Below are 26,640 nucleotides of genomic sequence, written 5' to 3' on the forward strand. Positions count from 1 at the left end.
ATGGCACCGCCGCGGATTGAAAAAATCATCACCGCGCTGGACGTCGGGTCGTGGAAAGTCTGTGCGCTGATCGCCGGACAAAGCGCCGATGGCGCATTGCATGTGCTGGGAACCGGCCAGCGCGAAAGCCGCGGTATCCAACGCGGCTATGTCGCCGATATGGAACAGACCGAGCATGTGGTGCGCGAAGCGATCGAGCAGGCCGAGCGTATCGCTGGTTTAAACATTGACGATGTCTGGGTTGCCTTTTCGGCGGGTGGGATGGTCAGCGATGTGGCGCCAATCGAAAGCGAGCTTGGTGGTCACAGGATAGAACAGGATGATATTGACGATCTGCTTGCCGCCGGACGGGCGGGCATCGACCCCGAAGGGCGGATCATTCTCCACGCGCAACCCGCGCTCTATACGCTCGACGGGCTGACCGGAGTCAAAAACCCTATCGGCCTTCACGCCGACCGGCTGGGGGTCGATATTCACATCATACTTGCCGATGCGGGGCCGGTTCGCAATCTGGAACGCGCGGTGCGTCAGGCGCATCTTGATGTACAGGCGGTGGTGGCCTCTCCTGTCGCGGCGGGCTTGTCGTGCCTGTCGGAGGAAGAGCGGGATCTGGGCGTTGCGCTTGTCGAACTGGGCGCTGCGGTGACGACTGTTTCGCTGTTTGCTGGCGGTATGCTCGTTGAAATGGCATCGCTGCCCTTTGGTGCCAGCGATATTACCGACGACATCGCCTCAGCCTTTGGCATCCGGCGCAGTCAGGCGCAGCGTTTGCAAAGCTTTTACGGATCGGCGGCGGCCAGTCCGCGCGACAATGTTGAAGTTATCGATCTGGAACCCGGCGCGCCTTCGGGCAGCGATAATCCGCGCATCACGCGCGCGCAATTGGTCACCGTTATTCGCCAACGCCTCGACGCAATGATCGGAGAGGTGGGCAAAACTCTGAAAGACCTTCATTTTGTTGGCCCGATCGGGCGGCAGGTTGTGCTTGTTGGGGGCGGTGCGGATTTAAAGGGCATTGCCGAATATACGCAAAGCGCGCTGGGCCGTGCGGCGCGGGTCGGCAGGCCAAAGGGTTTGCTCGGGCTGCCCGATGCCCATTCGGGGCCAGCTTTTGCAACGCTGGCCGGGCTTGTGCAATATGCCGCATCAGACCCGGTGGATCTGCGAAATTTACCTATGATGGCGCAGGATATTTACCGACCGCGCAATGTTTCCATCGTCAATCGGCTGATGGCGGCATTGAAAAATAGTTTTTGACCTGTCAGACCAAGAAAAGGGTTAATTTTTTGGGTGATATTGCTGACACAATAGTGCAATGCGGGACAAAGCTGAGCAGGACCGGTCTGTTGAACCGTCCGCCGCAGAGGGGTCGCAAGGTGAGGGAAGCTGTGCAAATGTACAGCTGCAGGGAGATTATTTGATGAGCATCAATATTGGCCCGCCGCAGGTCGATGAATTAAAACCGCGCATCGCCGTCGTCGGCGTTGGCGGTGCTGGTGGCAATGCCATCGCCAACATGATCGCGGCCAGCGTCGCAGGGGTCGACTTCATCGTCGCCAATACGGACGCGCAGGCGCTGAACGCGTCGGCAGCAGAGCGGCGGATTCAGCTGGGGGCACAGATCACTCAAGGTCTGGGCGCGGGGTCGCGGCCAGAGGTCGGGCGCGCAGCGGCTGAGGAAACCATCGCTCAGGTCGAAGAGGCGCTGGATGGCGCGCATATGTGCTTCATCGCGGCCGGCATGGGCGGCGGCACCGGAACCGGCGCTGCTCCCGTTATTGCCAAGGCGGCGCGTGATCGCGGCATCCTGACTGTCGGCGTTGTGACCAAACCTTTCACCTTTGAAGGGCAGCGCCGGATGCGCTCTGCCGAAGCCGGGATCACCGAGCTGCAAGAGCATGTCGATACTTTGATCGTCATTCCGAACCAGAATCTATTCCTGGTCGCCAACCCGAACACAACCTTCAAAGAAGCCTTCACCATGGCGGATGAAGTGCTGCAACAGGGCGTGCGCGGGATTACCGACCTGATGGTCATGCCGGGGCTCATCAACCTCGACTTTGCTGACGTTCGCAGCGTGATGCGCGAAATGGGCAAGGCGATGATGGGGACGGGCGAGGCCGATGGCGATGGTCGCGCGCTCGAGGCGGCGCAAAAGGCGATTGCGAACCCGCTGCTCGACGGTGTCTCCATGGCAGGTGCCAAGGGGGTTATCATCTCGATCACCGGCGGCGAAGATATGCGCCTGATGGAGGTCGACGAAGCCGCGAATCATATCCGCGAACTGGTTGATCCTGACGCCAACATCATTTGGGGGTCCGCTTTCAACGAATCGCTTGAAGGCAAGATCCGCGTGTCGGTCGTCGCCACGGGCATCGAAGCCAATGGCGAAACGCGGAGCGCACCCGCCGCAAACCGAGGATTTTCTTTCACGTCGGCCAAGTCTCCGGCGGCGGCCCCGGCACCCTTTGTTGACGATGCGGTGGCCGCAGAAGCCGACGCCGAAGCGGAAGCCGCAAGGGCAGTTGAGGACGATCCCAAACCAGGATTTTCCATTGCTGAAGAAGCCGAAGTCGCAGCGGATGGGTCGCAGGCAGACGAAGAACCCATCGAATTGACCGACGTTGCGAGCATCGACGAAGAGGAAAGCGATGAGCTGGTCCTCGGCGCGCCCGACACGCCGGTGGATGCGACGGCGGAGCCCGAACCGGCTCCGGCGGCGCAATCATCGCTGTACGAACAGGCACACGCGGGTTCGGCTGCTGTACCGGCCGAAAAGCCGGCGAGTGGTGGGACGTTGTTTGAGCGGATGTCGCGCCTCTCGCGTGGGTCGGGCTCGACCGATGAAGAGGCCGGTGACAAGGATGATGGCGTGGATATTCCACGCTTCCTCAACCGCCAGAATAATCAGTAACAGGGCCAGAAAACGGCCATTGCGATGGGTTAAGCGATGGCCGGGAACGGGATGAATTGTCCATGCGGTACGCCCGCACTGACCATATTGAGAAACCGGTGAAGCGCTTCGGGTGGCTGACGGCTGTGGGTGGTTTGGCGCTCATGGCGTCGGGTGTTCCTGTCCATGCGTGGCAGGCGCAACAGCCGGACCCTGCAACGCAGGCCGCACTGGACCGGCGCACGGCGGCAAAGACCGAGCTGACCTCTGCACTCGCCCGGATTGCGGTCAAATCGACGGATTCCAATGCCTTGCTAGCGGCAGGGCGTGCCTCGCTTGACCTAGAGGATTATCGCGCTGCGCTCGGCTTCCTGGCGCGTGCAGAGAAGCTGGCTCCGCGCGATGGCGCGATCAAGGCGGCGATGGGGTCCGCGCTGGTGCGGATGGAAAACCCCAGCCGTGCGCTCGATTATTTTGGTGAGGCGCAGTTGAACGGCGCGCCCGAACGGCTCTTTTTGTCCGACCGTGGCCTTGCACGCGATTTGCTGGGTCAGCAGGACGCCGCGCAACGCGATTATCAACTTGCTCTTTCGGTCGCGCCCAATGACGAAACCACCCGCCGTTATGCGCTTTCGCTGGGGATCAGCGGTCAGGCCGATCAGGGTGTTAATCTGCTCGTCCCGCAATTGCGCAGGCAAAGCCGGGCGGCCTGGCGCACGCGTGCAATGATTCTTGCGATCAACGGTCGTGATAGCGAAGCGACGCAAATCGTCAAAGCGACGATGCCGCCCGAGCTTGCAACAAATATTCTGCCCTATCTGACCCAAATGGACCGGCTGACCGCGCCGCAGCAGGCCGCCGCTGCCCATTTCGGGCGGTTTCCATCGGGGCCTTTGCCGCCGCGTCCGCCGCGTACACAGATTGCCTCTGCAGCAACGACGCCGCCCGCTGCGTCGACGCCCAAGGCCAGAACGCGACCCGGTCGAGACAAGCAGCCACCCGCAGCAATGCCGGTGGCCAAGCCAACTCCGCCGCCCGCCGCAGCTAGACCCGCCAAACCAACGCCCGTGCCGACCCGTGTCGCGGCGCTTCCCGTGCGGCGGGCCGAACCGGCACCACCGCCCGCAGGGAAAGCACAGCCCACGCCCGAGCCCGAGCCCGAGCCAGAGACCTCAACCGCGTCGGCTATTCAGGGACCGCCCGACACGCCCGTCGTGCCCGGCTTTTCCATCTCTAACATCGCTTCGTCATCATCTGCTGCTCCGCCGTCCAGTGCGTCGGCACCGCTTGCCTCGCTGGCCGATATTGTCGGCTCGATTGAAATTCCGCCCGAGGAATTGGAGCGGACCAAGGGCGCGGTCGATGCGGCAACGCTGGCAAAGATGCAGGAAGACAAACGTCGGGCAGAAGCCGCCGAAGAGGCGAAGCGCGCGAAAGAAGCCGCCGTCGCCAAAGCCAAGGCAGATGCCGATGCCAAGGCCAAGGCAGAAGCCGAGCAAAAGAAGGCCAATCCGGCGCGCGACTGGGTTCAGATTGCGACCGGCGCCAATGCCAAGGCTCTGGCCTTTGATTTCCGTCGCTTTACCAAAAAACACCCCGAGGCCTTCAAGGGGCAGGACGGCGCGACGACCGAATGGGGTCAGACTCGCCGCCTGCTCGTTGGACCGTTCAAGGATCGCAAGACAGCGCAGGCATGGCTTTCCGACTATAAGAAAGCGGGCGGCGACGCCTTTTTGTTCAGCAGCGACGCGGGTCAGACCGTCGATCCGATCAAGTGAGCAGCCCGCGCGATTGCGCCAGTGATCCGGCGCAAAGTCGTGGGCGATTGCATGATGAGGGCGCGCGGGTGGTGCGCGGGCCGCGCGATGCGTTTCAGCGCGACCGCGACCGCATCATCCACTCGATTGCGTTTCGCCGATTGCGCCACAAAACGCAGGTGTTCGTCGCCCCCGACGGTGACCATTATCGCGTCCGGCTGACCCACAGCATCGAAGTTGCGCAGATCGGGCGAGGCATTGCGCGTGCGTTGGGGCTTAACGAGGATCTGACCGAGGCGCTATGCCTCGCGCATGACATCGGGCACCCGCCCTTTGGCCATGCCGGTGAGGATGCGTTGAAGGTTGCGATGGCGGACCATGGCGGATTTGACCACAATGGTCACACGCTGCGTAGCTTGATGCGGCTTGAATGCGCCTATCCGCGCCACGACGGGCTTAATCTGACGTGGGAGACGCTCGAGGGCTTGGCCAAGCATAATGGTCCGGTCACCCATCCCGGCTGGGCGCTTCAGGATATCGACGACAGCGTTGCGCTCGACCTTGCCAGCCATGCGTCGCTCGAGGCGCAGGTTGCCGCCGTCGCCGATGACATCGCTTATGATAATCATGACATTGACGATGGACTGCGCGCCGGTTTGCTCAGCCTTGACCAGTTGATGGAACAGCCATTCGTTGCTGCCAATTATCGTGCCGTCGAGGGCCGCTTTCCCGGCGCACCGCGCGACCGTTTGCTGCGCGAGCTGGTGCGCGACCAGATCGGGGTGATGGTCAATGATGTGATCGCCGCGACCACCGCGAATGTCGCCGATTCGGGCGTCAACAGCGTCGCCGATGTCCGTGCTGTCGGTCGCACGCTTGGTGGTTTTACGCCTGGGCTTGCCGAACAGGAACGCGCGCTGAAGCGTTTCATGTACGACAATCTCTATCATCACCCCGAACAGGTCGCCGCTGCCGAGGCCGCGAACCACATACTCGGTCAGCTGTTTGCCGCCTATGCCGCTGACCCTGCGCTGATGGGTGAGGATTGGGCGGCGCGGCTGCCCACCGACGAAACCGCAACCATCCGCCACATCGGCGATTATATTGCCGGTATGACCGACAAATTCGCCATTGACCGTTTTGCAGGGATTTTCGGGCGCGGCGCGGTTCCGGAGGCGCTGGCCCATGTCTAAAACGCTGATCGTCGGGGCTACGGGGCTGGTCGGAAAGGCCGTGGTCGAGCAGCTTGCGGGCGACGATCTGGTTCTGCTGTCCCGCCGCGCCTCTAAAGAATTGCCGACCGGCGCGCGCGAAATCGTCGAACCGACAGAGGGTTGGCCGAGCGCCATTGCCGCCGAAGCACCCGCTATCGTCATCAACTGCCTCGGCACGACGATAAAACAAGCGGGATCGCAGGCCGCCTTTCATGCCGTCGACCATGACCTTGTGCTGGCGATCGCCACCGCGGCCAAGGCGGCACGTGCGCGGCATATGATCAGCATCAGCTCGGTTGGTGCATCGGCGCGCAGCAGCAACTTTTACTTAAAGACCAAAGGCGAAGCCGAAGAGGCACTGTCCGCTCTCGGTTACGACCGGCTCGACATCATGCGTCCCGGCTTGCTGACGGGGGATCGCCAAGGCCCGCCGCGTCTGGGCGAAAGCATGGCGATGCTGGCCGCACCGCTCACCAATGCATTGTTGCACGGCGGGCTGCGTCGCTATCGCTCGATTGCGGCGGAAACGGTTGCCGCAGCGATTGTCGCGCTCGTCAAGCAAGGCGGGGCAGGGACTCATGTGCATGAAAATGATGCCATGCACCGCCTCGCCGATTGACTCCCCGCAAGGCCATCGCCAAGGCTTGATCGTCTGCCGCGTCTCCTCACCGGGATTCGGCCAGCCGCGCGGGAGAGCGTGAGAGTCGGGAAACCGGCGTCTCACCACCGAAGGAGCAACCGCCCCGGAAACTCTCAGGTCAGCAGGACCGCGCGGATTGGACTGGACACTCTGGAAAGCGTTTCGGCATCCGCCGGATCCACCGAAGGGGTAACTTCGCAGTTGCGGAGGAAAACTCTCAGGTTCCCGTGACAGAGGGGGCATGGCGAAAGGACCGGCATGTGGCCGCGAAGCGCCATGTCATCGACGGGAGACGGACATGAGCGAAACAGACAGTGACGAAGAGATTGCGGTAGCGACCGAATTGCTGCCCCTTGACGCATGGCATCGCGAGCAGGGCGCGCGAATGGTCGAATTCGCGGGCTATTGGATGCCGATTCACTATGACGGCATTATGGCCGAGCATCAATGGACCCGCGAAAGTGCCGGACTGTTCGACGTCAGCCATATGGGCCAGCTTGTCCTGACCGGCGATGGCGTTGCGGAGGCGCTGGAGGCGCTGGTCCCCGGCGATATTTCAGTGCTCAAGCCGGGGCGTATGCGCTATTCGCTGCTGCTTGCCGAGGATGGCGGCATCCTTGATGATCTGATGATTACCAATAACGGGCACGGCCTCTATCTGGTCGTCAATGGCGCGGTGAAATGGGATGACATCGCCCATTTGCGCGATCATCTGCCCGACAAAATCACCCTCAACCATATGGATGATCACGCCTTGCTCGCCTTGCAGGGGCCGAAAGCGGTTGATGCGCTGGCACGGATTGGGCTTGCGCCATTGCAGCCTGATTGGCCAACGGTCAGTCAGCTCGTTTTCATGCAAGCCAGCCCCTATGACTGGAATGGTGTGCCGGTTGGGGTCAGCCGATCAGGCTATACCGGCGAGGATGGCTTTGAAATTTCGCTTCCCGCCGATCAGGTCACAGCCTTTGCCGATGCGCTGTGCGCGCAGCCGGAGGTTAAACCCATCGGGCTTGGCGCGCGCGATTCGCTGCGGTTGGAGGCGGGGCTGCCGCTATACGGGCATGATCTTTCGCCCGAAACCGATCCGATCGAGGCTGACCTGTCCTTTGCCATTTCCAAAAGACGTCGCGAAGAGGGCGGGTTTCCCGGTTCGGCGCGCATTCTTGGTCATTTGGCGGCCGGCAGCCCGCGCAAGCGCGTCGGGCTGACCATTGACGGCAAAATGCCCGTCCGCGAAGGCGCAAAGATTTTTGACGGCAACACCGAAGTCGGGATTGTCACATCGGGCGGCTTTGCCCCCAGCGTCGGCATGCCGATCGCGATGGGCTATGTCCCGCGCGGGCTGTCCGAACCGGGGACGCCGCTCGCCGCGGAGGTGCGCGGGAAGCGCGTTGCCGTCACCGTTACTGCCATGCCATTTGTTCCGCACAATTACGTCCGAAGGGGAGGTTGAGCCATGCCGCGTTACTACACAGAAGAACATGAATGGGTCGACGTCGACGGCGAGATCGCGACGGTCGGCATCACCGATTTCGCGCAAGAGCAACTTGGCGATATTGTTTTCGTCGAAGTTCCCGATACGGGAACCGAGCTGAGCAAGGGCGGTGATGCGGCGGTTGTCGAATCGGTCAAGGCTGCGTCGGATGTTTATGCGCCCGTCGATGGCACTGTCACCGATGGCAATAGCGCGCTCGAGGATGAGCCCGCGCTCGTCAACTCGGACCCCGAAGGCGAAGGCTGGTTCTTTCGCATGGCGCTGTCCGACGCGAGCCAGCTCGAAGGTCTGATGAACGCCAAAGCCTATAAGGCCTTTTGCGACGACCAATGACGGGTGCGCTGCCCAGCGGCTGGCACGACGAAAGGTGCGCTGTGATCGGCCCTCGGCTGGTCGCAGAGTGACGATCGACGCCGCCTTGTCCCGATGCCGCCTGATGGTTGCGACGCCGATTTATGAAGGCGCGCAGGGCGGTTATGTGCGAGCCGCGCTGGCGCTTGCGCTTGCGGCTGAATCGCAGGGGATTTCCGTTCGTTTCGAATTCGTCCTCAATCAGCCGTCGATTGATCGGACGCGCAATGTCTTGGCAAACCTGTTTCTGCAGGGCGATTATACGCATCTGTTGTTCATCGATTCCGATGTGGATTTTAATGCTGAGGATATATTCTCGCTGGTGCGGGCGATGGACGGCAATCCCGATTGCGCCATGCTGGGCGCGCCGGTGCCGCGCCGCGTCGTCAACTGGACCAATGTGGCCCGCGCTGCGGATCAGGGACTGGGAAAGGACAGGGCGGCAGACCTTGCCCGTTATTCGGGCGAATTTGCCTTTTCCTTTCTACGACCGGACCAGAATTTTGCGCTCACCGATCTGGTGGAGCTGGCGCGTATTGGCACAGGGTTGCTGTTGATCCGTCGCGATGTCCTCACGGTTTTGCGCGACGCGCATCCCGACCTTGCTTATCGAACCGACCCGTCCGAGCAACAGGGTTATCGCATTGCCGAAACCGCGCGCGCCTTTTTCCTGCCCATGATTGATCCCGACACGCGCCATCTGTTGTCAGAGGATTTCGCCTTTTGCCGACGCGTGCGCGATGCCGGCTTTCGCATCTGGCTTGCCCCCTGGGTGCGAACTGCCCAGAGCGGCCCCGCCACTTTTGGCGGTTCGCTGGCCGATCTCGCACCGCTTTTTAACGCTCAACCTGCCCCGACACCGGAGTAATATATGCGCTACCTGCCTCTCACGCCCGATGATCGCACCGCGATGCTCGCGACCATTGGCGCGGCGAATATTGACGATCTGTTCGCCGATGTGCCCGCCGAGGCGCGGCTCGACGGGCCGATCCATGGCCTGCCGCTTCACGCCAGCGAAATGGCGGTCGAGCGCCATATGGGCGCGCTCGCACGCGCCAACCGCGCGGCGGGTGATGGTCCCTTCTTTCTTGGGGCGGGGGCCTATCGCCACCATGTTCCGGCGAGCGTCGATCATCTGATCCAACGCGGCGAGTTTTTGACCGCCTACACCCCCTATCAGCCCGAAATTGCCCAAGGCACGTTGCAGATGCTGTTCGAATTCCAGTCGCAGGTCGCGCGGCTGTTCGGTTGCGATGTCGCCAATGCATCGATGTACGACGGCTCGACGGCATGCTGGGAAGCGATTGTGATGGCGCGACGCATCACCAAGCGCAGCAAGGCGCTGCTGTCGACCGGACTGCATCCCCATTATCGCAGCGTCGCGCGGACGATGGCGAAATATACGCGTGACACACTGGTCGACGGCGATCCTGTTCTGCAGTCCGGGACCGATTGGGCCGAACTGGCGGCGGCGGTCGATGAGGAAACGAGCTGTGTCGTCGTTCAATATCCCGACATATTGGGCCGGATAAGCGATATGACCGCGCTGGCAACGGCGTGTCAGGAAGCGGGCGCGTTGCTGATTGCAGTTGTGACCGAACCGGTCGCCCTCGGCCTGATCAAATCGCCGGGAGAGATGGGCGCCGACATTGTCGTTGGCGAGGGGCAGGCTATCGGGGTCGGGTTGCAGTTCGGCGGACCCTATGTCGGTCTGTTCGCCTGCAAGTCCAAATATGTTCGGCAAATGCCGGGACGACTGTGCGGTGAAACGGTCGATGCCAATGGCAAGCGCGGCTTTGTGCTGACGTTATCGACCCGCGAGCAGCATATCCGTCGCGAAAAGGCGACATCAAATATCTGCACCAATTCAGGGCTTTGTGCGCTGGCTTTTAGTATTCATATGACCTTGTTGGGTGAGGCTGGGTTGCGACAGTTGGCCGCCATCAACCATGAACGGGCGAACTCCGCTGCCGAACAGCTTATGGCGATTCCCGGCGTGTCGCTGCTTAATCAGGGCTATTTCAACGAATTTACATTGAAACTGCCGACCGATGCGCGCGCGCTGATTCATAAACTGGCCCAAAAGGATATATTGGGCGGCGTGTCACTGGGGCGGCTTTATCCGGACAATGAGGCGCTGGCCAACGGACTGGTTGTTGCCGTGACCGAGACTGTCAGCGAGGCGGATATTGCGGCCTTTGCGGCGACGTTGAAGGAGTGTCTGGCATGACGGTTATCAACCAGAGCGGCTGGCGCCCCGAAATGAATGTAGCGGGAGGTGCGGACGACAAGACCACCTTCACCGGCAACCGTGCGCTGATGCTGGAGGAAGCGCTGATCTTTGAGATTGGTTCGACCGAAACCACCGGGGTCGATTTTGACGACGCCACCCCCGCCGCCGATTTTGGTGCCTTGACGCGCACCGCGCCGATCGGCCTGCCGGGGCTGAGCGAAGCAGAGGCTGTGCGTCATTATACGCGCCTGTCGCGTCAGAATTACGCCATCGACCTGGGCCTGTTCCCGCTGGGGTCATGCACCATGAAGCACAATCCGCGCCTGAATGAAAAGGTCGCGCGGATGCCGGGTTTTGCCGACGTCCATCCGCTCCAACCGCAGGAAACGGTGCAGGGCGCGCTGGCGGTTATCGACCAGCTGGCCGAATGGCTGCTGCTGCTGACGGGCATGAGCAGCGTCGCCATGTCGCCCAAGGCGGGCGCGCATGGCGAGCTGTGCGGCATATTGTGCATCAAGGCGGCGCTTGAGGCGCGCGGCGAGGATCGCCGCGTCATTCTGGTACCTGAAAGCGCGCATGGCACCAATCCGGCGACGGCGGCCTATGCCGGCTATGCGGTCGAGGATATTCCAGCAACGCCCGCAGGCCGCGTTGATCTGGCAGCGCTCAAGGCGCGGCTTGGCCCTGACATTGCCGGGGTGATGATTACCAACCCCAACACCTGCGGCCTGTTTGAGCGCGACATGAAAGCGATCAGCGATGCGGTTCATGCGGTCGGCGGCTATGTCTATTGCGACGGGGCCAATTTCAACGCGATCGTTGGTAAAGTCCGCCCCGGCGACCTGGGCGTCGATGCGATGCACATCAATTTGCACAAAACCTTCTCAACTCCGCATGGCGGCGGCGGTCCGGGGTCGGGACCGGTGGTGCTGTCGGCGGCGCTCGCCCCCTTTGCGCCGCTGCCTTTTGTGGCGCGTCAGGCCGATGGTCGTTTTCATCTGGTCGAGGAAGAAACGGCGGGTGATAATCACCCCGACAGTTTCGGCCGCATGACTGCCTTTCATGGCCAGATGGGCATGTTCACGCGCGCGCTGACCTATATGCTCAGCCACGGCGCCGACGGGCTGGCTCAGGTGGCGGAAGACGCCGTGCTCAACGCCAATTATATCCTGCGCAGCCTGTCCGACGTATTGGACGCGCCCTTTGCCGCCTCCGGCCACTGTATGCACGAAGCGCTGTTCAGCGATGCCGGACTGGCCGAGGGTTTTACGACACTTGACGTTGCCAAGGGGCTGATCGACGAGGGCTATCATCCGATGACCGTCTATTTCCCGCTTGTCGTCCATGGTGCGATGCTGATCGAGCCGACCGAGACCGAGAGCAAGGCCGCGCTCGACCAGTTCATCGGGGCGTTACGCAGCGTCGCGATGCGCGCCAAGCAGGGCGAGCCGTCGCTCAAATCCGCACCGCACTTCGCCCCCCGCGCCCGTCTCGACGAAACCGGTGCGGCACGCAAACCTGTACTGGCGTGGAGCGAGGGGGAGGGTTGATATGAGCTGGGAGGCGCTGTTTTCGCTCACCAACGGTTGGGCCATAATCGCTTGGGTGGCGCTGGCTTTATTACCGCGTCATCCCAGAATATTGGCGCTCATCCTTTATGCTGGCGTGCTGCTCTTGTGCCTCGCCTATGCCATCATGCTGGGCGGTCTGATGTTCGGCGGCTGGGATGCCGAAGGGCCGAAGGCGGCGATGGATTTCACGACCTTGGCGGGCGTGATGGCGCTGTTCGCGACAAAGGGCGGCGCGGTCATTGGCTGGACCCATTATCTGGCGTTTGATCTGTTCACCGGCCTGTGGATCGCGCGCGATGCCGATAACAAGGGGTTCAACCGCATCGTCCAGATCCCGTTCCTGTTCCTGACCCTGATGTTCGGTCCGGTCGGTCTGCTCTGCTGGTTGATCGTGCGCGAACGGCGCGCGCGGGCGATGGCGAAGGCGGCATGACGTCAAAGCCGTGGCTGGCCGCCGAAGCGGGCGAGGGGGCCAAGCGCCACGCCCCCGCAACGCTGCGCAACCGCGATGCGATTGTTGATGTCCTCGCCGACTGGTTACCCGAAACCGGAACCGTGCTGGAAGTTGCCAGCGGATCGGGCGAGCATATCGTCCAATTCGCGGCGCGCTTTCCGGCGCTGAACTGGCAACCGAGCGACCCCGATCCGGCGGCTCTGGCGTCAATTGCGGCGTGGAGCAGCGAAAGCAACCTTGCCAACATCGCTGCCCCGCTTGAACTGGATGCATCCGCGCCCGATTGGCCCGTCGCCCAAGCCGCCGCAATCCTGTGTATCAACATGGTCCATATAAGCCCGTGGGACGCGACTCTGGGGCTGCTTGCAGGCGCCGCGCGCCTGTTGCCTTCCGCCGCGCCGCTGATCCTCTATGGCCCGTATCGCGAAGCCGATGTCGACACAGCCGCCAGCAATCGCGCCTTTGACGAGTCGCTCCGCGCCCGCAATCCGGCATGGGGTCTGCGCGACATCGCGACGATCAAGGCCGCAGCGGCGGATGCGGGCCTGACCTTCACCGAACGCCGCGCCATGCCAGCGAATAATCTGATGCTGCTGTTCCGCCGCGATTGATCGTCCTGCGATGGCGCTTGGCAAATGCCGATCCGTCCTGATACCGTTGCCCCAACGCCGAGACAGGCGACCAGCGGAGAGAGCGTGATGACGGACATGGCGGAGCATATTACCTTTGATCAGTTTCTGCGCCACTGGGCGCAAACCGCGCCTTCGCGCACCGCGCTGACCGAGGAAGACCGCGAGGTCGATTTTGCTGCAATGGAGGAACTAACCGCCAAGGTCGCGGCAATGCTGCTCGATCTCGGGTTGGCCAAGGGCGACCGCATCGCGTGGATCGGCAAGAATAGCGATGTCTATGCGCTGCTCTTTTTCGGCGCGGCGCGCGTGGGCATCGTCATGGTGCCGATCGGGTGGCGGCTGGCGGGCGAGGAATGGGCCTATATCGTCAATGATACCCGCGCCAAAGCGCTGTTTACCGGCCCCGGTTTCGACGCGCCGGTTGCGGCGATCCGCGACAAACTGACCCATGTCGAGCATGTGATCGGTGCCGACGACGCGCGGCAACGCATCGCCGCCGCCGCCCGCCGCGATTTTGCCCCCTCGGGCGAGCATGACGCGGTGCTGCAGCTTTATACCAGCGGCACGACCGGCAAGCCCAAGGGCGCGGTGCTGTCGAACCGCAACCTGTTCGGTCTGCGTTTGCCCAATATGCGGACCAATGAGCCATGGACACAATGGGACGAGGATGAGGGCGTGCTGGTCGCGATGCCTTGCGCTCATATCGGTGGCACCGGGCTGAACGTGATGGCGCTGGCGGCGGGCGTGGCCAGCCATGTGCTCGCCGAATTTGACACCGACCGCGTGCTCGATCTGGTGCAGAAGGGACGGATTACCCGCTTTTTCATGGTCCCCGCCGCATTGCAGATGATACTACAGAACCCGCGCTGTGCGACGATGGATTTTTCGCGGCTGAAATATATCCTCTATGGCGCCGCGCCGATCCCGCTCGAATTGCTGCGCGAATGTATCAAGGTTTTCGGGGCCGACTTCATTCAGGCCTATGGCATGACCGAAACCACCGGCACCGTCATCCTGTTGCCGCCAGAGGATCATGATCCCAACGGCAATCCGCGGATGCGCTCGGCAGGTCGCCCGATGGCGGGGGTCGAAGTGCGCGTGATTGATCCTGACGGCAACGACGTCGCGACCGGCGCGGTGGGGGAGATTATCACCCGGTCATCGAACAATATGATCGAATATTGGAACCTGCCCGACGCCACCGCATCGACGCTGGACAAGGACGGCTGGGTCCATACCGGCGACGCGGGATATATGGACGAAGACGGCTATATCTTCATCCACGACCGGATGAAGGACATGATCATAACCGGCGGCGAAAATGTCTATCCCGCCGAGGTCGAAAGCGCGATCTATGGCCACCCGCAAGTGCTGGAAGTCGCCGTGATCGGCATTCCCGACGAGCGCTGGGGCGAGGCGGTCAAAGCCATCTGCGTCGCCAAACCGGGCGCAGAAGTCGATCCCGCCAGCATCATCGCCTGGACCCGCGACCGCATCGCCCCGTTCAAAGTGCCCAAGACAGTTGATGTGATTGCGGCCCTGCCAAGAAACGCCAGCGGCAAGATATTGCGCAAGGATTTACGCGCGCCCTATTGGGAAGGGCGCGAGCGGATGGTGAATTGAGGGGGTAGTGGAGATTCGGTACTCTGGGCAAGAACAGATTGTAACTGCAATAATGCGTTCTGGTCAGTCTATCGGCTCTACTTTCCAAAACAGCGAATAAGAGAGAAACGCGATAACAGCAATTTGTGCGTAAGAAGCAAGTTTCTCCCATTCGAAAGGGAGAATGACAAGATACATGTAGGCTAACAAGGCGACAACAATCGAATAAACGAAAAAAACCGACTGCGGGACATATCCCGTTAAATATTTGTCGCAAAAGGCGCGAGCCGCATACATTCCCGCGATTCCTCCTATGACTGCTGCCAGGAAGCCAATAATTCCTGGTCGGATAACTGTCATTAGGCTGTAGAATATCCCGAAGATACCGCCGACCAATCCTGCCAGCACAACAGTGACGATGGGAGCTAACACACACGCTGCAACGGTTTTTAGCAATCCTTTACCCGTCGCTCCCTGCGTGTGCATTGTATGTCCCCTAAACGATACTCGCTATCACAAGATAGCGAGTGGTCCAATCAATTGTTTGCCAAGATATTTAGAATATTGTGACAGTTGCAATGAATCTCTTATAGTTTTGAAGTCGTTGCATGTGTCACCATAATCTTCCGCATTATCGTGTTTTTCAGGCATCGATCTTTTGCCGCTTCCTCGCCCGCACAAAGCCATCCCTCACCATGCACCGCGCCAGCCACGCTTGGGTCTGCTCGCCCAACACATCGTCTGCACCTAGCGTCGTCGCCAGAAATGCCGCATAGCCGATGACAATATCGGCTATCGTGAAGCGCCCTGCGACCAGCCATTCGCGGCCATCGGCCAGCGCCTTCTCGATGCTTTTTGCCCGTCCGCCGAAGAAGGCTTTGTAGTCCTCGACCGCTTGGCTCAGCCGTCGTTCCTCTGGTTCGACGCGGGTGTAGCGGATCATGATCGCGAGCGGGAAGGTCAGCGTCGCGTCGCTGCGGTGGAGCCAGTTGCGCCACTCCCAAAAATCGGCTTCGTCGCGGCGCACCTCCAGCGGCGTTCCTTCGGCAATGCGCTCGCAAATCGCACTCGATTCGGTCATCAAGCGTCCATCCTCAAACCAACCGGGCACGGTCATCAACGGGTTCACGGCGCGATATTCGGGGGCAAAGGCGCGCGGGGGAAAGGGCAGGACGCGCAGGTCGACCTCCATCCCTGCTTCCTCGGCCGCCCATAAACAGCGCAGCGAGCGCGCATCGGCGCAATGATAGAGGATGGGCAGCGTCATACGGCAATCTCTCTGACACGAATGATGTGGCGGCGATGCTCACGCCACGCAATGAACAGTCCGCTGGCGACAATGATCGGCGCGCCAATCCAGGTGGTCGCGGCGGGGATGGTGGCGAATATCCACCAGCCAAAGACTATTGACCAGAGCAGGCTGGAATAATCCATCGGCATCACCACCGCGACGGGGGCGAGACGCAGCGCCGCCGTCAGCGCCACCTGCCCGATTGCTCCCGACAGGCCTAGCCCGACCAGCAGGCCCCATTGGTACGCGCTGTGCGCTTGAATGAAAAAGGGCAGGGCGATGCTCAGCGGAATGAGCGAGAGGAGGCTGAACCAGAACACGGTCGTCGCCGCATTTTCGGTGCGGCCCAGATCGCGCAGCGCGATGGTGACGAGCGCGGTCAGCACCGCGCCGGTGATGGCAATGAGTGTTCCGGTCAGATGCACGCTGCCCAGATGACCGTTGAGCGAGGCGGCGGGGTTGAGCACGATCAGCACCCCGACAAAGCCGATCACCGCCGCGCTCCACCGCGCCGGACCGGTGGGTTCGCGCAGCATCAATGCCGCAAAAACCACCGCAAAAATCGGCACCGACAGCGCAATGGTCGTCGCCTCCGCCATGGGGAGATAGATCATCGCACCGAAATTGCACGCCATGCCGGCCAAGCCCAAAATCATGCGGCGGCTGTGCGCCCCGATTCTTTTGGTGGCGACGCTGGACAGGCCGCCGTGCGTCATCGCCCAGCCAAAAACAAAGGGGAGGGCAAAGGCCTGTCGCCAGAACATGCTCTCGACAATATGAAGGCCCGATGCGGCCAGCAGTTTGACCATCACGAACAGCACCGCGAGTGCGAACATCGCCAGCAAGCGCAGCAGGATACCGCCCAGATAATGCGGCGGCGATGCGCCAGAGGATGCTGGGGGCGTCATGTGGCCTAGCGCATAACAGGCCGGTTGCGGGGTGCAACCCATCGTCTGATCTATTCGCCAATCCTCCGCTTTGGATGAAATGCGACGGAGGGAGTAGCGAAACGGACCACATCGGCGTAAAGTGATGCCATTCCTCTTGCGTCATCCCCTTCACTGGGGCTAAAGGCGCGACCGGCCTAGGGGTATAGCTCAGTTGGTAGAGCATCGGTCTCCAAAACCGAGGGCCGTAGGTTCGAGTCCTACTGCCCCTGCCAGGTCCGCGCATCGCGCAACCGGTTGTCGTTGACATCAATGTAAATAACTGGATGCTCCCGTTTTAGTGACGGGAGCGCGCGATGGCGACGAATCAGGACAGGGCATCGCGGCCCCATGGCGACACGGTTTCGCCTGTGGCGCTTGGCAAGAAAACCGTCGCCGCTTTTGCCGTGACCGCTGGTCCCAGCGTGATGTTCAGCCTGCCGTTCAGCGTTTATCTGCCGCCCTATATCGCGGCGGGCGGGGCGATTCCGGTGGCGTTGGTGGGCGTGCTGTTTTCGCTGACGACGATTTGGGACGGCATCATTGACCCGCTGATCGGATCGATGATCGACCGCGTCGACACCCGTACCGGCGCGCATCGGCGGTGGATGATGCGCGGCATCATTCCCTTGCTGATGCTGTTGCTGGTCATCCTTATGGTGGGCGATCGATTGCCTTTTCTGGCGCTGCTGCCGGTGCTGCTGCTCTTTTATTCCAGCTACAGCCTATATGATGTGGCGCAGCTGTCATGGGGGGCGGCGCTCGTCGGCAATCCCGATGAAAGCGCGCGGCTGTTTGGCGCGCGCGACTGGTATTCAAAGGGCGTTTTCCTGGCGGCTTTTGCGGCGCCCGCAGTGGCGCAGCAGTTGATTCCGGGGCTCGATTTGCAGGGCCGGATATTGGCCTATTCCAGCCTTGTGCTGGTGACGGTTCCGCTTGCGCTACTGGCATTGCGACGGCTGCCGTCGCGGCCGGTGGGGGCGGCGCCGGGTATCGGCTGGCGCGCGGAAATTCGGGCATCGCTGACCTTCAAGCCGCTCATGCTCTTGTTCGGAATCCATTTTTGCAACAGTTTTGCCTTTGGATCTCTGACCGCGCTATTTGTCTATTTTGCCGATGCGGTGCTGGGGCTGGATGGGCAAAGCGCGCTCATCCTGTTCAGCAGCTTTGTTGGCGGGGCGATTGCGGTGCCGATTTGGACCCAGCTCGCGCGCCGGTATGGCAAACCGTTGATGCTCATTGCGATGGGCAGTTTTGTTTCGACCGTTTTGCTGGCGTCGCTGGTGATTCCGCCGGTCGGTCTGGTTCAGGCGATGATCTTTTCAATGGTGCTGGGGAGCGGCTTTGTCGGTGCGCTTTTCGCCTATGCGATGCTGTCCGACCTCATCCCCCAAGACCGTATGCGCTGTCATCGCGACCGCTCGGCCTTTTTGTTCGCGATCGTCAATCTGATGCAGAAATTCGGCGTCGCGATGGCGATTGCCATCAGCTATGTCTTGCTGGACTGGATGGGCTTTGACCCCGCCAACGCTCGGCAATCGGCGGGGCCGGTTCATCTGATTTTTGCGATCATGCCCGCGCTCGCATGGGGGCTTATGGTCGTCTTGTTGCTGCAAATTGTGCGTGAACCGGCCTTTGCCATTGTCCGCCCCGTTCCGCGCCCTGCCGCGCCTCTATGACTTGCAATGCCCTTGGCACATGGCTAAAGGCCGCTTCATTCGGACAGATGTGCCGCTATTCTCCGCCTTTCGCCGAATTGCTTCGGGAGGGGTGGGCGGATTATTGCCTGAAAGGCCGCTTGACGCGGCGCAGGCGGCGACCCATTTGGACAGCGTAACCTACGCAAACAGGATTGGACGATCATCATGGCCAAGACCAGCCCCGGGCAATTCATCAATCAGGTGAAGGACGAAGCCAGGAAGATTGTGTGGCCGACGGGTCGCGAAACGATGCAAACGACGATCATGGTGTTGATCATGACGGTGATTTTGGCGATGTTCTTCGTCGGAATTGATACGGTATTCAGTGCCATCGTGCGCTGGCTGACGTCACTCGCCGGCTAGAAATTTCAGGGACGGGATAGATAGAGATTATGGCGCGCTGGTACATCATACACGCCTATTCGGGCTTCGAGAACAAGGTGCGCGATTCGGTCGTCGCAGAGGCAGAGCGTATGGGGCTGACCCCGCTCGTTGAATCGGTCGAGGTTCCCACCGAAACCGTGACCGAGGTTAAACGCGGCAAGAAGGTTCAGGCCGAACGCAAATTCTTCCCCGGCTATGTCCTCGCCAAGCTGACGATGACCGACGATGTTTATCACTTGGTCAAAAATACGCCGAAAGTGACCGGCTTCCTCGGATCGATGGGCAAGCCCCAAGCAATCAGCGAGGCGGAAGCCGCGCGCATCCTGAACAGTAAGGAAGAGGCTGCGGCCCGTCCGAAGCAGGAAATCCGCGTCGATTATGAAATCGGCGATCAGGTCAAGGTTCTCGACGGCCCCTTCGCCAGCTTCAACGGGCTGGTCGAGGAACTGGATTTCGAAAAGGCGCGCGTCAAAGTGTCGGTGTCGATCTTTGGTCGCGCCACCCCGGTCGAGCTGGATTTTGAACAGGTCGAACGGATGAAGTGACGGCCCGACGGGTCGTTTCCATTGTTTGCAAGGCTCCAAAAGCCTTGCGACACAAGGTCATTCTCGTTAAAGGCGCGCCTTCGCGTCAGATACGGGCGTGATTCCGCGCGGGAGGAAGGCTTTCTGCCTTCTGTTTGACCGCTTATTTTGAGGACCCTTGTTTTCGGGGGTTCAACAGAAAGAACAGGAGGCCACCATGGCCAAGAAGATCAGCGGCTATATCAAGCTGCAAGTACCGGCAGGGACCGCAAACCCCTCGCCGCCGCTCGGGCCGGCACTCGGCCAGCGTGGCGTCAACATCATGGAATTTTGTAAGGCGTTCAACGCCGCGACCGACGGGATCGACAAAGGCACACCGACGCCGACGATCATCACCGTCTTCGCCGACAAGAGCTTTTCGTTCATCACCAAGACGCCGCCTGCGTCCTACCTGATCAAGAAAGCTGCCAATCTGAAATCGGGTTCGAAAGAGCCTGGCAAGATCAGCGGCGGCAAGATTGCCCGTTCGAAACTCACCGCCATTGCAGAGATCAAGATGAAAGATCTCAACGCCAATGACCTCGACCAAGCAACCAAGATCATCGAGGGCAGTGCCCGTTCGATGGGTCTTGAAGTGACGGAGGGCTGAACCGATGGCAAAGCTGACCAAAAAGCAGAAAGCCCTTGAGGGCAAGGTTGACGCGCTGAAGCTCCACGCTGTGGACGAAGCGATCAAGACCATTCGTGACCTGTCGTCGACCAAGTTTGACGAGACTCTGGAAGTCGCGATGAACCTGGGTGTCGACCCGCGCCACGCCGACCAGATGGTCCGCGGCGTTGTGACGCTGCCCGCCGGCACCGGCAAAGACGTCAAGGTCGCCGTGTTCGCTCGCGGTGACAAGGCCGAAGAAGCCGAGAAAGCTGGCGCCGACAAGGTCGGTGCCGAAGACCTGATGGAAGAAATGCAGGCCGGTAACCTCGACTATGGCCGCGTCATCGCTACCCCCGACATGATGGGTATCGTTGGCCGCCTTGGCAAGGTGTTGGGTCCCAAGGGCCTGATGCCGAACCCGAAACTGGGCACCGTCACCCCCAACGTCGCCGAAGCCGTGAAAGCAGCCAAGGGCGGCCAGATCGAATTCCGCGTCGAAAAGGCCGGGATCATCCATGCCGGCATCGGCAAGCTGTCGTTTGGCGAGGAAAAGCTCCGCCAGAACTTCGACGCTTTTGTTGATGCGATCGTCAAGGCAAAGCCGGCAGGCGCCAAGGGCAAATATGTCAAGAAGGTTGCCCTGTCGTCGTCGATGGGCCCGGGCGTAAAGGTTGATACCGCCGAACTCGGCGCGTAACCTGAAACCAATTCTATAAGCGAAAGGGCCGGGGGAAACCTCGGCCCTTTTTCTATCTCAAGCCCCTCCCCTTCAGGGGAGGGGTTGGGGTGGGGGTTTTCGGGTTTGCGCAAGACCGATGGCCCCCACCCGCTGCGACTAGGCAGCAAGCTGCTAAGTCTCGCTGCCCTCCCCTGAAGGAGAGGCGTAGATAGGCTTATTCCCGCAGCGCCCGCATTGCGCCGCCAGCCGCGAACGGCCCGATCGCGGTCAGCAACAAACTTGTTGCCCCCAGAAACTGCATCGCCCCGCGTCCCGCCGGATCAAGCATCCCGGCCCCGAAAATCAAGAGAGGCACCGCCAGCGGCAGCACCAGCAGTCCGCCAATCGCATTGCCGCCACGCAGTCCCGCGGTCAGCGCCGCGCTGAGCAACGCGAGCGACGCCAGCGCCGGAATCGCTATGGCAAGCCCCAGTGCCAGCACGGCCACGCGCGTGCCATCCTGTGCGAGCAATGCTGCTGCGGGCAATAGTGCAAGCAACAACGGCAATCCAAAGGCCAAGGCATGGGCCGCAATCTTGACCGCAGCAATCGCCTCATCGGCGATGCCCCGCACCGCCAGTTGGTCGAGCACGCCCGCATCCTTGTCTGGCCGCACCAGCCGGTCGATAGGCAACAGCGCGGCGAGGAGCGCCGCCACCCACACCATGCCGCCGCCGGTGCGCGCCAGCAACGGCGCATCGGGGCCAACCGCGAATGGAAAGGCGGTGGCGACGAGCAGGAAGAACAGCACCGGCAACCACAGCGCGCCGCTGCCCCATGCGCGCCGCAAATCGCGCCAGAACAGGGCCGACAGCGCGCTCACGCCAGCACCTCCATGCCGTCATTGCGAGCGTAGCGAAGCAATCCAGAGCGGCCTTGCATTGCACTGGATTGCCGCGTCGCCTTTGGCTTCTCGCAATGACGAAGATAGCAACGCATCACGCCATCGCTCCCATGTCGAGTTCGTCCAAATTGTCGAGGCCAAGCGATTGGTGCGACGCGAGCAGTACTGCGCCGCCGCCTGCGCGATGCGCCGCAATGGCTGCCACCAACCGTGCCCGTGCTGCATCGTCCAGCCCGTTGGCGGGCTCGTCAAGCAGCCACAGCGGTGCGGCGCTTGCGATCACCCGAGCGACGCCGGCACGTTTGCGCTGTCCGGTCGACAGCATCGCCACCGGCACTTCAGAAAGCGGCGTCAGGGCCATCGCTGCCATTGCGGACGTTACCGCGTCGCTAACAACGCCATCGACCGCCGCCCAAAAGCCCAGCGCCCGCGCGAGCGGCAATTCGGGGTCTAGTGCCGATGCTTCGTCGATCAGCGCACAGGGGCCGCCACGCGTCACATTGCCCGTCGCTGGCCGAAGCAGCCCCGCCGCCAGCCGGATCAGGCTCGACTTTCCGACTCCATTTGGCCCACGCAGCCACAGCGCCGCGCCGGGAGCAATCTCCAGCGACAGTCCCTCGAACAACAGACGCTCGCCGCGAATGCAGGTGACGTCATTGAGCCGCAACAGGGCGCTCAATTCATATCCTCCAGCCGGTGCATGTCATCGTCCGAAAATCCGAAATGATGGCCAATCTCGTGAATCAAGACATGGCGGACCAGCGTTTCGAGCCGCTCTCCGCCTTCGATCCACTCCAGCAACAAGGGGATGCGATACAGCGTCACGCGGTCGGGCATCCCGCCGCTCGCATCGATGCTCCGCTCGGTCAGCGGACGGCCTTCATACAGGCCGCTCAGTTGATAGGGATGGTCGATGTCGAGCGAGCGCAGTATTTCCTCAGACGCAAACTCCTCGATCGAAAGGACGACGTCGGCGACATGCGGCGTGAAAACCGAGGGCAGGGTGGTCAGGGCCGTCTCGGCCATTGCAAACAGCGTGTTGCTGTCCGGCGCGGTTCCGGCCCATAGTCGGGCCGCCTCTGAAATTATGGCAGACTTGTCGCTCATCGCGTCCACCCTTATGGCGGACAAGCCGTGAAAACCAGCACCGAAAGGAAGATCGCGCGATGGTAAAGAAACTCGACGAGAATGAGCGCGCCGCCCTTTTGGCGCGATTCCCCGACTGGACGCACGATAGCGCGCGTGACGCGATCTCTCGCCAGTTCAAATTCCCCGACTTTGCGGCGGCCTTTGGTTTTATGACCAGCGTCGCGATTGTTGCCGAAAAAATGGACCACCACCCCGAATGGTCGAACGTTTACAATCGCGTCGACATCTTGCTCACAACGCATGATTGCGACGGGTTGTCGGAACGCGATGCAAAGCTGGCGGAGGCGATTGAGGGGTATTGGGCGAAGTAAATCATGCAAAGGAGCTTCGCGGACAGGGCGTTCTGCAACGCCATTGATTGATATTGGTAAGGGATGAGCGATGAGCGAGCGCGACGCGCTGCAACTGACCAGCGAGGAAATGCGAGCTTTTGGCTATCGGGTGATCGACCTGTTGGTTGGCCATGTCGAAGAACAGCATGACGGCCCCGTCGGGCGCAAGGCCGGGCGAGGCGAGCTAGAGGCCCTGTTGCGCGAACCCGTGCCCAACGGCCCGGGTGATCCGATGGCACTGCTCGAGCGGCTCCAGCGTGACGTGTTCGCCAATATGCTGCATGTCGATCATCCGCGCTTTTTCTCTTTTGTGCCCGGACCCAGCAATTTCGTCAGCGTGATGGCGGACACGCTCGCCACCGGGTTCAACAGTTTTGCCGGCACCTGGTTCGCGGGATCAGGGCCAGCCCAGATAGAGTTGGTTGTGGTGGACTGGCTGCGCCAGATCTGCGGGATGCCCGATGCGGCTGGCGGCTTGTTTGTCAGCGGTGGGTCTATGGCCAATCTGACGGCGCTTGCGGTCGCGCGCAAAGTGATCCTGGACGACAAGATTACAGGGTCGGTCGCCTATACCAGCGATCAGACCCATTCGTCGGTGGCGCGCGCGTTGCGCGTTCTGGGGTTTGCTGCTGACCAGATTCGGGTGTTGCCCAGCGACACCGATTTTCGGCTGGATGTCGAAAATTTGGAAGCGGCGATGGCGGAAGATCGCGCCGCCGGTCGCCGTCCTTTTTGCGTTATCGCGAATGCCGGCACCACCAACACCGGGGCGGTCGATCCGCTACAACAACTGTCAGCGCTGTGCGGGCGCGAGGCCATGTGGTTGCATGTCGACGGTGCCTATGGCGCGCCTGCGGTGCTCACCGAGCAAGGCAAGCCGTTGCTCGAAGGACTGGGTCTTGCCGACTCGTTGTCGCTCGATCCCCATAAGTGGTTGTTCCAGTCGTTTGAAACCGGCTGTGTGTTGGTCCGCGACCAGACGCTGTTGCGCGATACGTTTCAGGTCATGCCCGAATATTTGCGCGACACCGAAGGTGTGTCGGAGGAAGTGAACTTCGGCAACTATGGCGTTCAACTAACGCGATCTTTTCGGTCGCTGAAGCTCTGGTTGTCGCTTCAGGTCTTTGGGCTGGATAAGTTTCGCGCAGCCATTGCGCGCGGCATTACACTGGCTGAAACGACCGAAGCCGCTTTGATCGGCGGGGCGACCGAATGGGAAGTTATCACACCCGCACGGTTGGGTGTGGTTTGCTTTCGCTATCGACCGGCGGGATTGGCCGAGGCCGTTGTGGACAGGTTGCAGGGTCAGATTGTCGAAGCGATGATGGCCGACGGCTATGCCTTGGCAACGTCCACGGTGCTCAAGGGACGGCCTGCCTTGCGCTTTTGCACGATTAATCCGCGGACGAGCGATGATGAAATTCGCGAATCCATCCGCCGTATGGCTGCGATGGGCCAATCGCTCAGCGAAAACCGGGATGTGCCGGCGGATTGAAAGCCGCACCGCTTGACTTCACCGCCCTAACCGCCATTGGCAATTCCGCACAATTCCGCAATTCTGGACAATTCCGGGGACACGACAATTCCTGCACAATTCCGGGGACACAATACTAAATACCTACGCTTGACCGGCGCGCGGAATGACGGTGCGAATGTATTAAAACGCTCCTCATCGCAGTGATCGAAAAACCGCTTTCCTATATTATCGCGCCATGCTCCAAGCTGGTGGATGACGCGCACCGTCCCTCTTGCTCACCATCAGCCCGTTTGCCTTGGCCGCTTCGCCGTCGGGGAGCAAACACAGGGGGGACCTAGTGTGACCTTTGTGACCTTTGGAATATTGTTGCGCGGCTATGGTCGCTGGGCAAGGCGTGCCCATCACCGCCGTTGGCTGGTTCTGCGCCCCCCCTGTTCTTTCGGAACGGGCCTTTTATCCGCTCGGCTTGCGCCGCGGCTTGACTTCACCACCCCACCCGCTATTGGCCGTCGCGCATTGTTTGTGCCTCGGCACAGGCAATTCCGTCCGAGACAGTTGGTGAAGGGACTATGCCCTTCTTAATTTCCAGCCGAGACGGGGAACAGTCTTTTTCGGTCGCCCGCCTGTATATCTGGCGTTGCGGCTTGACCGACCCCTTCGGACATCGTTGCGTGAATGGCAGGCGAGCCTTGGCTCGTGTCGGCATTCACGTGTGTTAGCCGCCCGGCGGTGCGCATTCGCGCGCATTTTCGGGCACAGAGTGGAGTATAGGCATGGATCGTACGGAAAAGGCCGAAGCCGTATCCTCGCTGAACGCTACGCTGGCATCAGCTGCCTCGGTTGTGGTCGTCCGCAACCTGGGTCTAACCGTCGCGCAATCGACGGTGCTGCGCCAGCAAATGCGCGATGCAGGAGCCGACTTTCGAGTCACGAAGAACCGTCTTGCCAAAATCGCGCTCGATGGCACGTCCTACACCGCGATCAGCGACCTGCTGACCGGACCCACGGCGCTTGCAACCTCCACCGATCCGGTGGCTGCTGCGAAAATTGCTGTGGAATTTGCCAAGACCAACAACAAACTTGAAATTGTTGGCGGCGGCATGGGGGATGTGGTCCTCGACGTTGATGGCGTTAAGGCGCTTGCTTCGCTGCCCTCGCTTGACGAGCTGCGTGCCAAGATCATCGGTCTGGTACAGGCTCCGGCCACCAAGGTTGCGCAAATCGCCGCAGCCCCGGCGGGTCAGTTGGCGCGGGTTTTTGGCGCATATGCCGCCAAAGAAGCAGCGTAATTTCGAACTGAGTTAAACTTATACGCCGGGCCAAGCCCGGTTTTGATGGAGAATGAACATGGCTGATCTTGCAAAGATCGTTGATCAATTGTCGGAACTGACTGTCCTTGAAGCGGCAGACCTTTCGAAGATGCTTGAAGAAAAATGGGGCGTTTCGGCTGCCGCTGCTGTTGCTGCTGCACCGGCTGCTGCCGCTGCTGGTCCGGCTGCTGATGAGCAGACCGAATTCGACGTTATCCTGACGGGTGACGGCGGCAACAAGATCAACGCGATTAAGGAAGTTCGCGCGATCACCGGTTTGGGTCTGGGCGAAGCCAAGGCACTCGTCGAAGGCGCGCCGAAGGCCGTCAAGGAAGGCGTCAGCAAAGCCGAAGCCGAAGAGCTCAAGAAGCGTCTCGAAGGCGTTGGCGCGACTGTCGAACTGAAGTAATTCGGTTTGGCTGGGTCGGGCAATCCGGCCTTGTCATGCTAAAAAAGGGCGGCACCTCGCGGTGTCGCCCTTTTTCTGTGGC

The 26,640-nt window shown here is 61.0% G+C and carries 28 protein-coding genes, 1 tRNA gene and 2 riboswitches; of the genes, 23 read left to right on the forward strand and 6 right to left on the reverse strand.

The window, feature by feature from the left end; translation table 11 throughout:
* From ftsA to ACR3XE_RS07290, 13 genes are all read left to right on the forward strand, one after another.
* On the forward strand, positions 1 to 1,257 hold the full coding sequence (ftsA, locus tag ACR3XE_RS07230; protein ID WP_473698303.1) for a cell division protein FtsA: 1,257 nt from the start codon (positions 1 to 3) through the stop codon (positions 1,255 to 1,257).
* 163 nt (positions 1,258 to 1,420) lie between these two features.
* Complete coding sequence (gene ftsZ, locus ACR3XE_RS07235) at positions 1,421 to 2,914, forward strand: cell division protein FtsZ (protein ID WP_473698302.1); 1,494 nt, start codon at positions 1,421 to 1,423, stop codon at positions 2,912 to 2,914.
* Positions 2,915 to 2,976: 62 nt separating this feature from the next.
* Positions 2,977 to 4,671, forward strand: a complete 1,695-nt coding sequence (locus ACR3XE_RS07240; RefSeq protein ID WP_486185608.1) for a tetratricopeptide repeat protein — start codon at positions 2,977 to 2,979, stop codon at positions 4,669 to 4,671.
* Positions 4,668 to 5,843 (forward strand): deoxyguanosinetriphosphate triphosphohydrolase, encoded by a 1,176-nt coding sequence (locus ACR3XE_RS07245; protein ID WP_486185609.1) that lies wholly within the window; start codon positions 4,668 to 4,670, stop codon positions 5,841 to 5,843. The genes ACR3XE_RS07240 and ACR3XE_RS07245 overlap by 4 nt, the downstream gene beginning before the upstream one ends.
* Complete coding sequence (locus tag ACR3XE_RS07250) at positions 5,836 to 6,483, forward strand: NAD(P)H-binding protein (protein ID WP_473698299.1); 648 nt, start codon at positions 5,836 to 5,838, stop codon at positions 6,481 to 6,483. Before ACR3XE_RS07245 ends, ACR3XE_RS07250 begins: the two co-directional genes overlap by 8 nt.
* Before the next feature lie 59 nt (positions 6,484 to 6,542).
* Positions 6,543 to 6,644, forward strand: a riboswitch (glycine riboswitch).
* Positions 6,645 to 6,748, forward strand: a riboswitch (glycine riboswitch).
* A gap of 54 nt (positions 6,749 to 6,802) precedes the next feature.
* Positions 6,803 to 7,957 (forward strand): glycine cleavage system aminomethyltransferase GcvT, encoded by a 1,155-nt coding sequence (gene gcvT / locus ACR3XE_RS07255; protein WP_473698298.1) that lies wholly within the window; start codon positions 6,803 to 6,805, stop codon positions 7,955 to 7,957.
* A 3-nt stretch (positions 7,958 to 7,960) separates the two neighbouring features.
* The gene (gene gcvH, locus ACR3XE_RS07260) at positions 7,961 to 8,332 is read left to right on the forward strand and encodes a glycine cleavage system protein GcvH (protein WP_486185610.1); all 372 of its coding nucleotides are present in this window, start codon (positions 7,961 to 7,963) and stop codon (positions 8,330 to 8,332) included.
* A gap of 67 nt (positions 8,333 to 8,399) precedes the next feature.
* Complete coding sequence (locus ACR3XE_RS07265) at positions 8,400 to 9,218, forward strand: hypothetical protein (protein ID WP_473698297.1); 819 nt, start codon at positions 8,400 to 8,402, stop codon at positions 9,216 to 9,218.
* A 3-nt stretch (positions 9,219 to 9,221) separates the two neighbouring features.
* Positions 9,222 to 10,580 carry an aminomethyl-transferring glycine dehydrogenase subunit GcvPA gene (gene gcvPA / locus ACR3XE_RS07270; protein WP_473698296.1) on the forward strand — a complete coding sequence of 453 codons (1,359 nt, stop codon included), beginning with the start codon at positions 9,222 to 9,224 and terminating at the stop codon, positions 10,578 to 10,580.
* Entirely contained in the window at positions 10,577 to 12,133 is a 1,557-nt protein-coding gene (gcvPB, locus tag ACR3XE_RS07275; RefSeq protein ID WP_473698295.1) for an aminomethyl-transferring glycine dehydrogenase subunit GcvPB, read from the forward strand. Before gcvPA ends, gcvPB begins: the two co-directional genes overlap by 4 nt.
* A gap of 1 nt (position 12,134) precedes the next feature.
* Complete coding sequence (locus ACR3XE_RS07280) at positions 12,135 to 12,587, forward strand: ABA4-like family protein (RefSeq protein ID WP_473698294.1); 453 nt, start codon at positions 12,135 to 12,137, stop codon at positions 12,585 to 12,587.
* Entirely contained in the window at positions 12,584 to 13,219 is a 636-nt protein-coding gene (locus ACR3XE_RS07285) for a DUF938 domain-containing protein (RefSeq protein WP_473698293.1), read from the forward strand. The genes ACR3XE_RS07280 and ACR3XE_RS07285 overlap by 4 nt, the downstream gene beginning before the upstream one ends.
* A gap of 87 nt (positions 13,220 to 13,306) precedes the next feature.
* Entirely contained in the window at positions 13,307 to 14,863 is a 1,557-nt protein-coding gene (locus ACR3XE_RS07290) for a fatty acid--CoA ligase (protein WP_473700339.1), read from the forward strand.
* Between the two features lie 63 nt (positions 14,864 to 14,926).
* Here the strand turns inward: ACR3XE_RS07290 and ACR3XE_RS07295 are convergent, their stop codons facing one another.
* The 3 genes from ACR3XE_RS07295 to ACR3XE_RS07305 all read right to left on the reverse strand — a co-directional run bounded on the left by ACR3XE_RS07295 (position 14,927) and on the right by ACR3XE_RS07305 (position 17,041).
* Positions 14,927 to 15,328 (reverse strand): bestrophin family protein, encoded by a 402-nt coding sequence (locus ACR3XE_RS07295; RefSeq protein WP_473698292.1) that lies wholly within the window; start codon positions 15,326 to 15,328, stop codon positions 14,927 to 14,929.
* 157 nt (positions 15,329 to 15,485) lie between these two features.
* Positions 15,486 to 16,109 (reverse strand): glutathione S-transferase family protein, encoded by a 624-nt coding sequence (locus tag ACR3XE_RS07300; RefSeq protein ID WP_473698291.1) that lies wholly within the window; start codon positions 16,107 to 16,109, stop codon positions 15,486 to 15,488.
* A complete protein-coding gene (locus ACR3XE_RS07305; RefSeq protein WP_473698290.1) occupies positions 16,106 to 17,041 on the reverse strand; it encodes a DMT family transporter in 936 nt (311 codons plus the stop codon). The genes ACR3XE_RS07300 and ACR3XE_RS07305 overlap by 4 nt, the downstream gene beginning before the upstream one ends.
* A gap of 178 nt (positions 17,042 to 17,219) precedes the next feature.
* Here ACR3XE_RS07305 and ACR3XE_RS07310 point away from each other — a divergent pair.
* From ACR3XE_RS07310 to rplA, 6 genes are all read left to right on the forward strand, one after another.
* Positions 17,220 to 17,295, forward strand: a tRNA-Trp gene (locus tag ACR3XE_RS07310).
* 81 nt (positions 17,296 to 17,376) lie between these two features.
* Positions 17,377 to 18,738 (forward strand): MFS transporter, encoded by a 1,362-nt coding sequence (locus ACR3XE_RS07315; RefSeq protein WP_486185611.1) that lies wholly within the window; start codon positions 17,377 to 17,379, stop codon positions 18,736 to 18,738.
* A gap of 186 nt (positions 18,739 to 18,924) precedes the next feature.
* On the forward strand, positions 18,925 to 19,122 hold the full coding sequence (gene secE / locus ACR3XE_RS07320) for a preprotein translocase subunit SecE (protein WP_473698288.1): 198 nt from the start codon (positions 18,925 to 18,927) through the stop codon (positions 19,120 to 19,122).
* Positions 19,123 to 19,151: 29 nt separating this feature from the next.
* Positions 19,152 to 19,688, forward strand: a complete 537-nt coding sequence (nusG, locus tag ACR3XE_RS07325; protein ID WP_473698287.1) for a transcription termination/antitermination protein NusG — start codon at positions 19,152 to 19,154, stop codon at positions 19,686 to 19,688.
* A gap of 196 nt (positions 19,689 to 19,884) precedes the next feature.
* Positions 19,885 to 20,316 (forward strand): 50S ribosomal protein L11, encoded by a 432-nt coding sequence (gene rplK / locus ACR3XE_RS07330; RefSeq protein ID WP_473698286.1) that lies wholly within the window; start codon positions 19,885 to 19,887, stop codon positions 20,314 to 20,316.
* Positions 20,317 to 20,320: 4 nt separating this feature from the next.
* Positions 20,321 to 21,016: a 50S ribosomal protein L1 gene (rplA, locus tag ACR3XE_RS07335; protein ID WP_473698285.1), complete on the forward strand. Its 696-nt coding sequence runs from the start codon at positions 20,321 to 20,323 to the stop codon at positions 21,014 to 21,016.
* A 196-nt stretch (positions 21,017 to 21,212) separates the two neighbouring features.
* Here rplA and ACR3XE_RS07340 read toward each other — a convergent pair whose 3' ends face one another.
* The 3 genes from ACR3XE_RS07340 to ACR3XE_RS07350 form a co-directional block, all read right to left on the reverse strand.
* Positions 21,213 to 21,860 carry a heme exporter protein CcmB gene (locus ACR3XE_RS07340; RefSeq protein ID WP_473698284.1) on the reverse strand — a complete coding sequence of 216 codons (648 nt, stop codon included), beginning with the start codon at positions 21,858 to 21,860 and terminating at the stop codon, positions 21,213 to 21,215.
* A 115-nt stretch (positions 21,861 to 21,975) separates the two neighbouring features.
* A complete protein-coding gene (gene ccmA, locus ACR3XE_RS07345; RefSeq protein WP_473698283.1) occupies positions 21,976 to 22,560 on the reverse strand; it encodes a heme ABC exporter ATP-binding protein CcmA in 585 nt (194 codons plus the stop codon).
* A complete protein-coding gene (locus ACR3XE_RS07350) occupies positions 22,557 to 22,988 on the reverse strand; it encodes a metallopeptidase family protein (RefSeq protein ID WP_473698282.1) in 432 nt (143 codons plus the stop codon). The genes ccmA and ACR3XE_RS07350 overlap by 4 nt, the downstream gene beginning before the upstream one ends.
* A gap of 59 nt (positions 22,989 to 23,047) precedes the next feature.
* On the opposite strand from ACR3XE_RS07350, the gene ACR3XE_RS07355 reads away from it, so the two are divergent.
* From ACR3XE_RS07355 to rplL, 4 genes are all read left to right on the forward strand, one after another.
* Positions 23,048 to 23,341, forward strand: coding sequence for a 4a-hydroxytetrahydrobiopterin dehydratase (locus ACR3XE_RS07355; RefSeq protein ID WP_473698281.1), 294 nt, complete (start codon positions 23,048 to 23,050; stop codon positions 23,339 to 23,341).
* A 70-nt stretch (positions 23,342 to 23,411) separates the two neighbouring features.
* Positions 23,412 to 24,857 carry a pyridoxal phosphate-dependent decarboxylase family protein gene (locus ACR3XE_RS07360; RefSeq protein ID WP_473698280.1) on the forward strand — a complete coding sequence of 482 codons (1,446 nt, stop codon included), beginning with the start codon at positions 23,412 to 23,414 and terminating at the stop codon, positions 24,855 to 24,857.
* Positions 24,858 to 25,612: 755 nt separating this feature from the next.
* Entirely contained in the window at positions 25,613 to 26,128 is a 516-nt protein-coding gene (gene rplJ, locus ACR3XE_RS07365; RefSeq protein ID WP_473698279.1) for a 50S ribosomal protein L10, read from the forward strand.
* Between the two features lie 58 nt (positions 26,129 to 26,186).
* A complete protein-coding gene (rplL, locus tag ACR3XE_RS07370) occupies positions 26,187 to 26,558 on the forward strand; it encodes a 50S ribosomal protein L7/L12 (RefSeq protein WP_473698278.1) in 372 nt (123 codons plus the stop codon).
* Positions 26,559 to 26,640: the final 82 nt, after the last annotated feature.

The organism is Sphingopyxis sp. 10G20-10, from assembly GCF_057365075.1.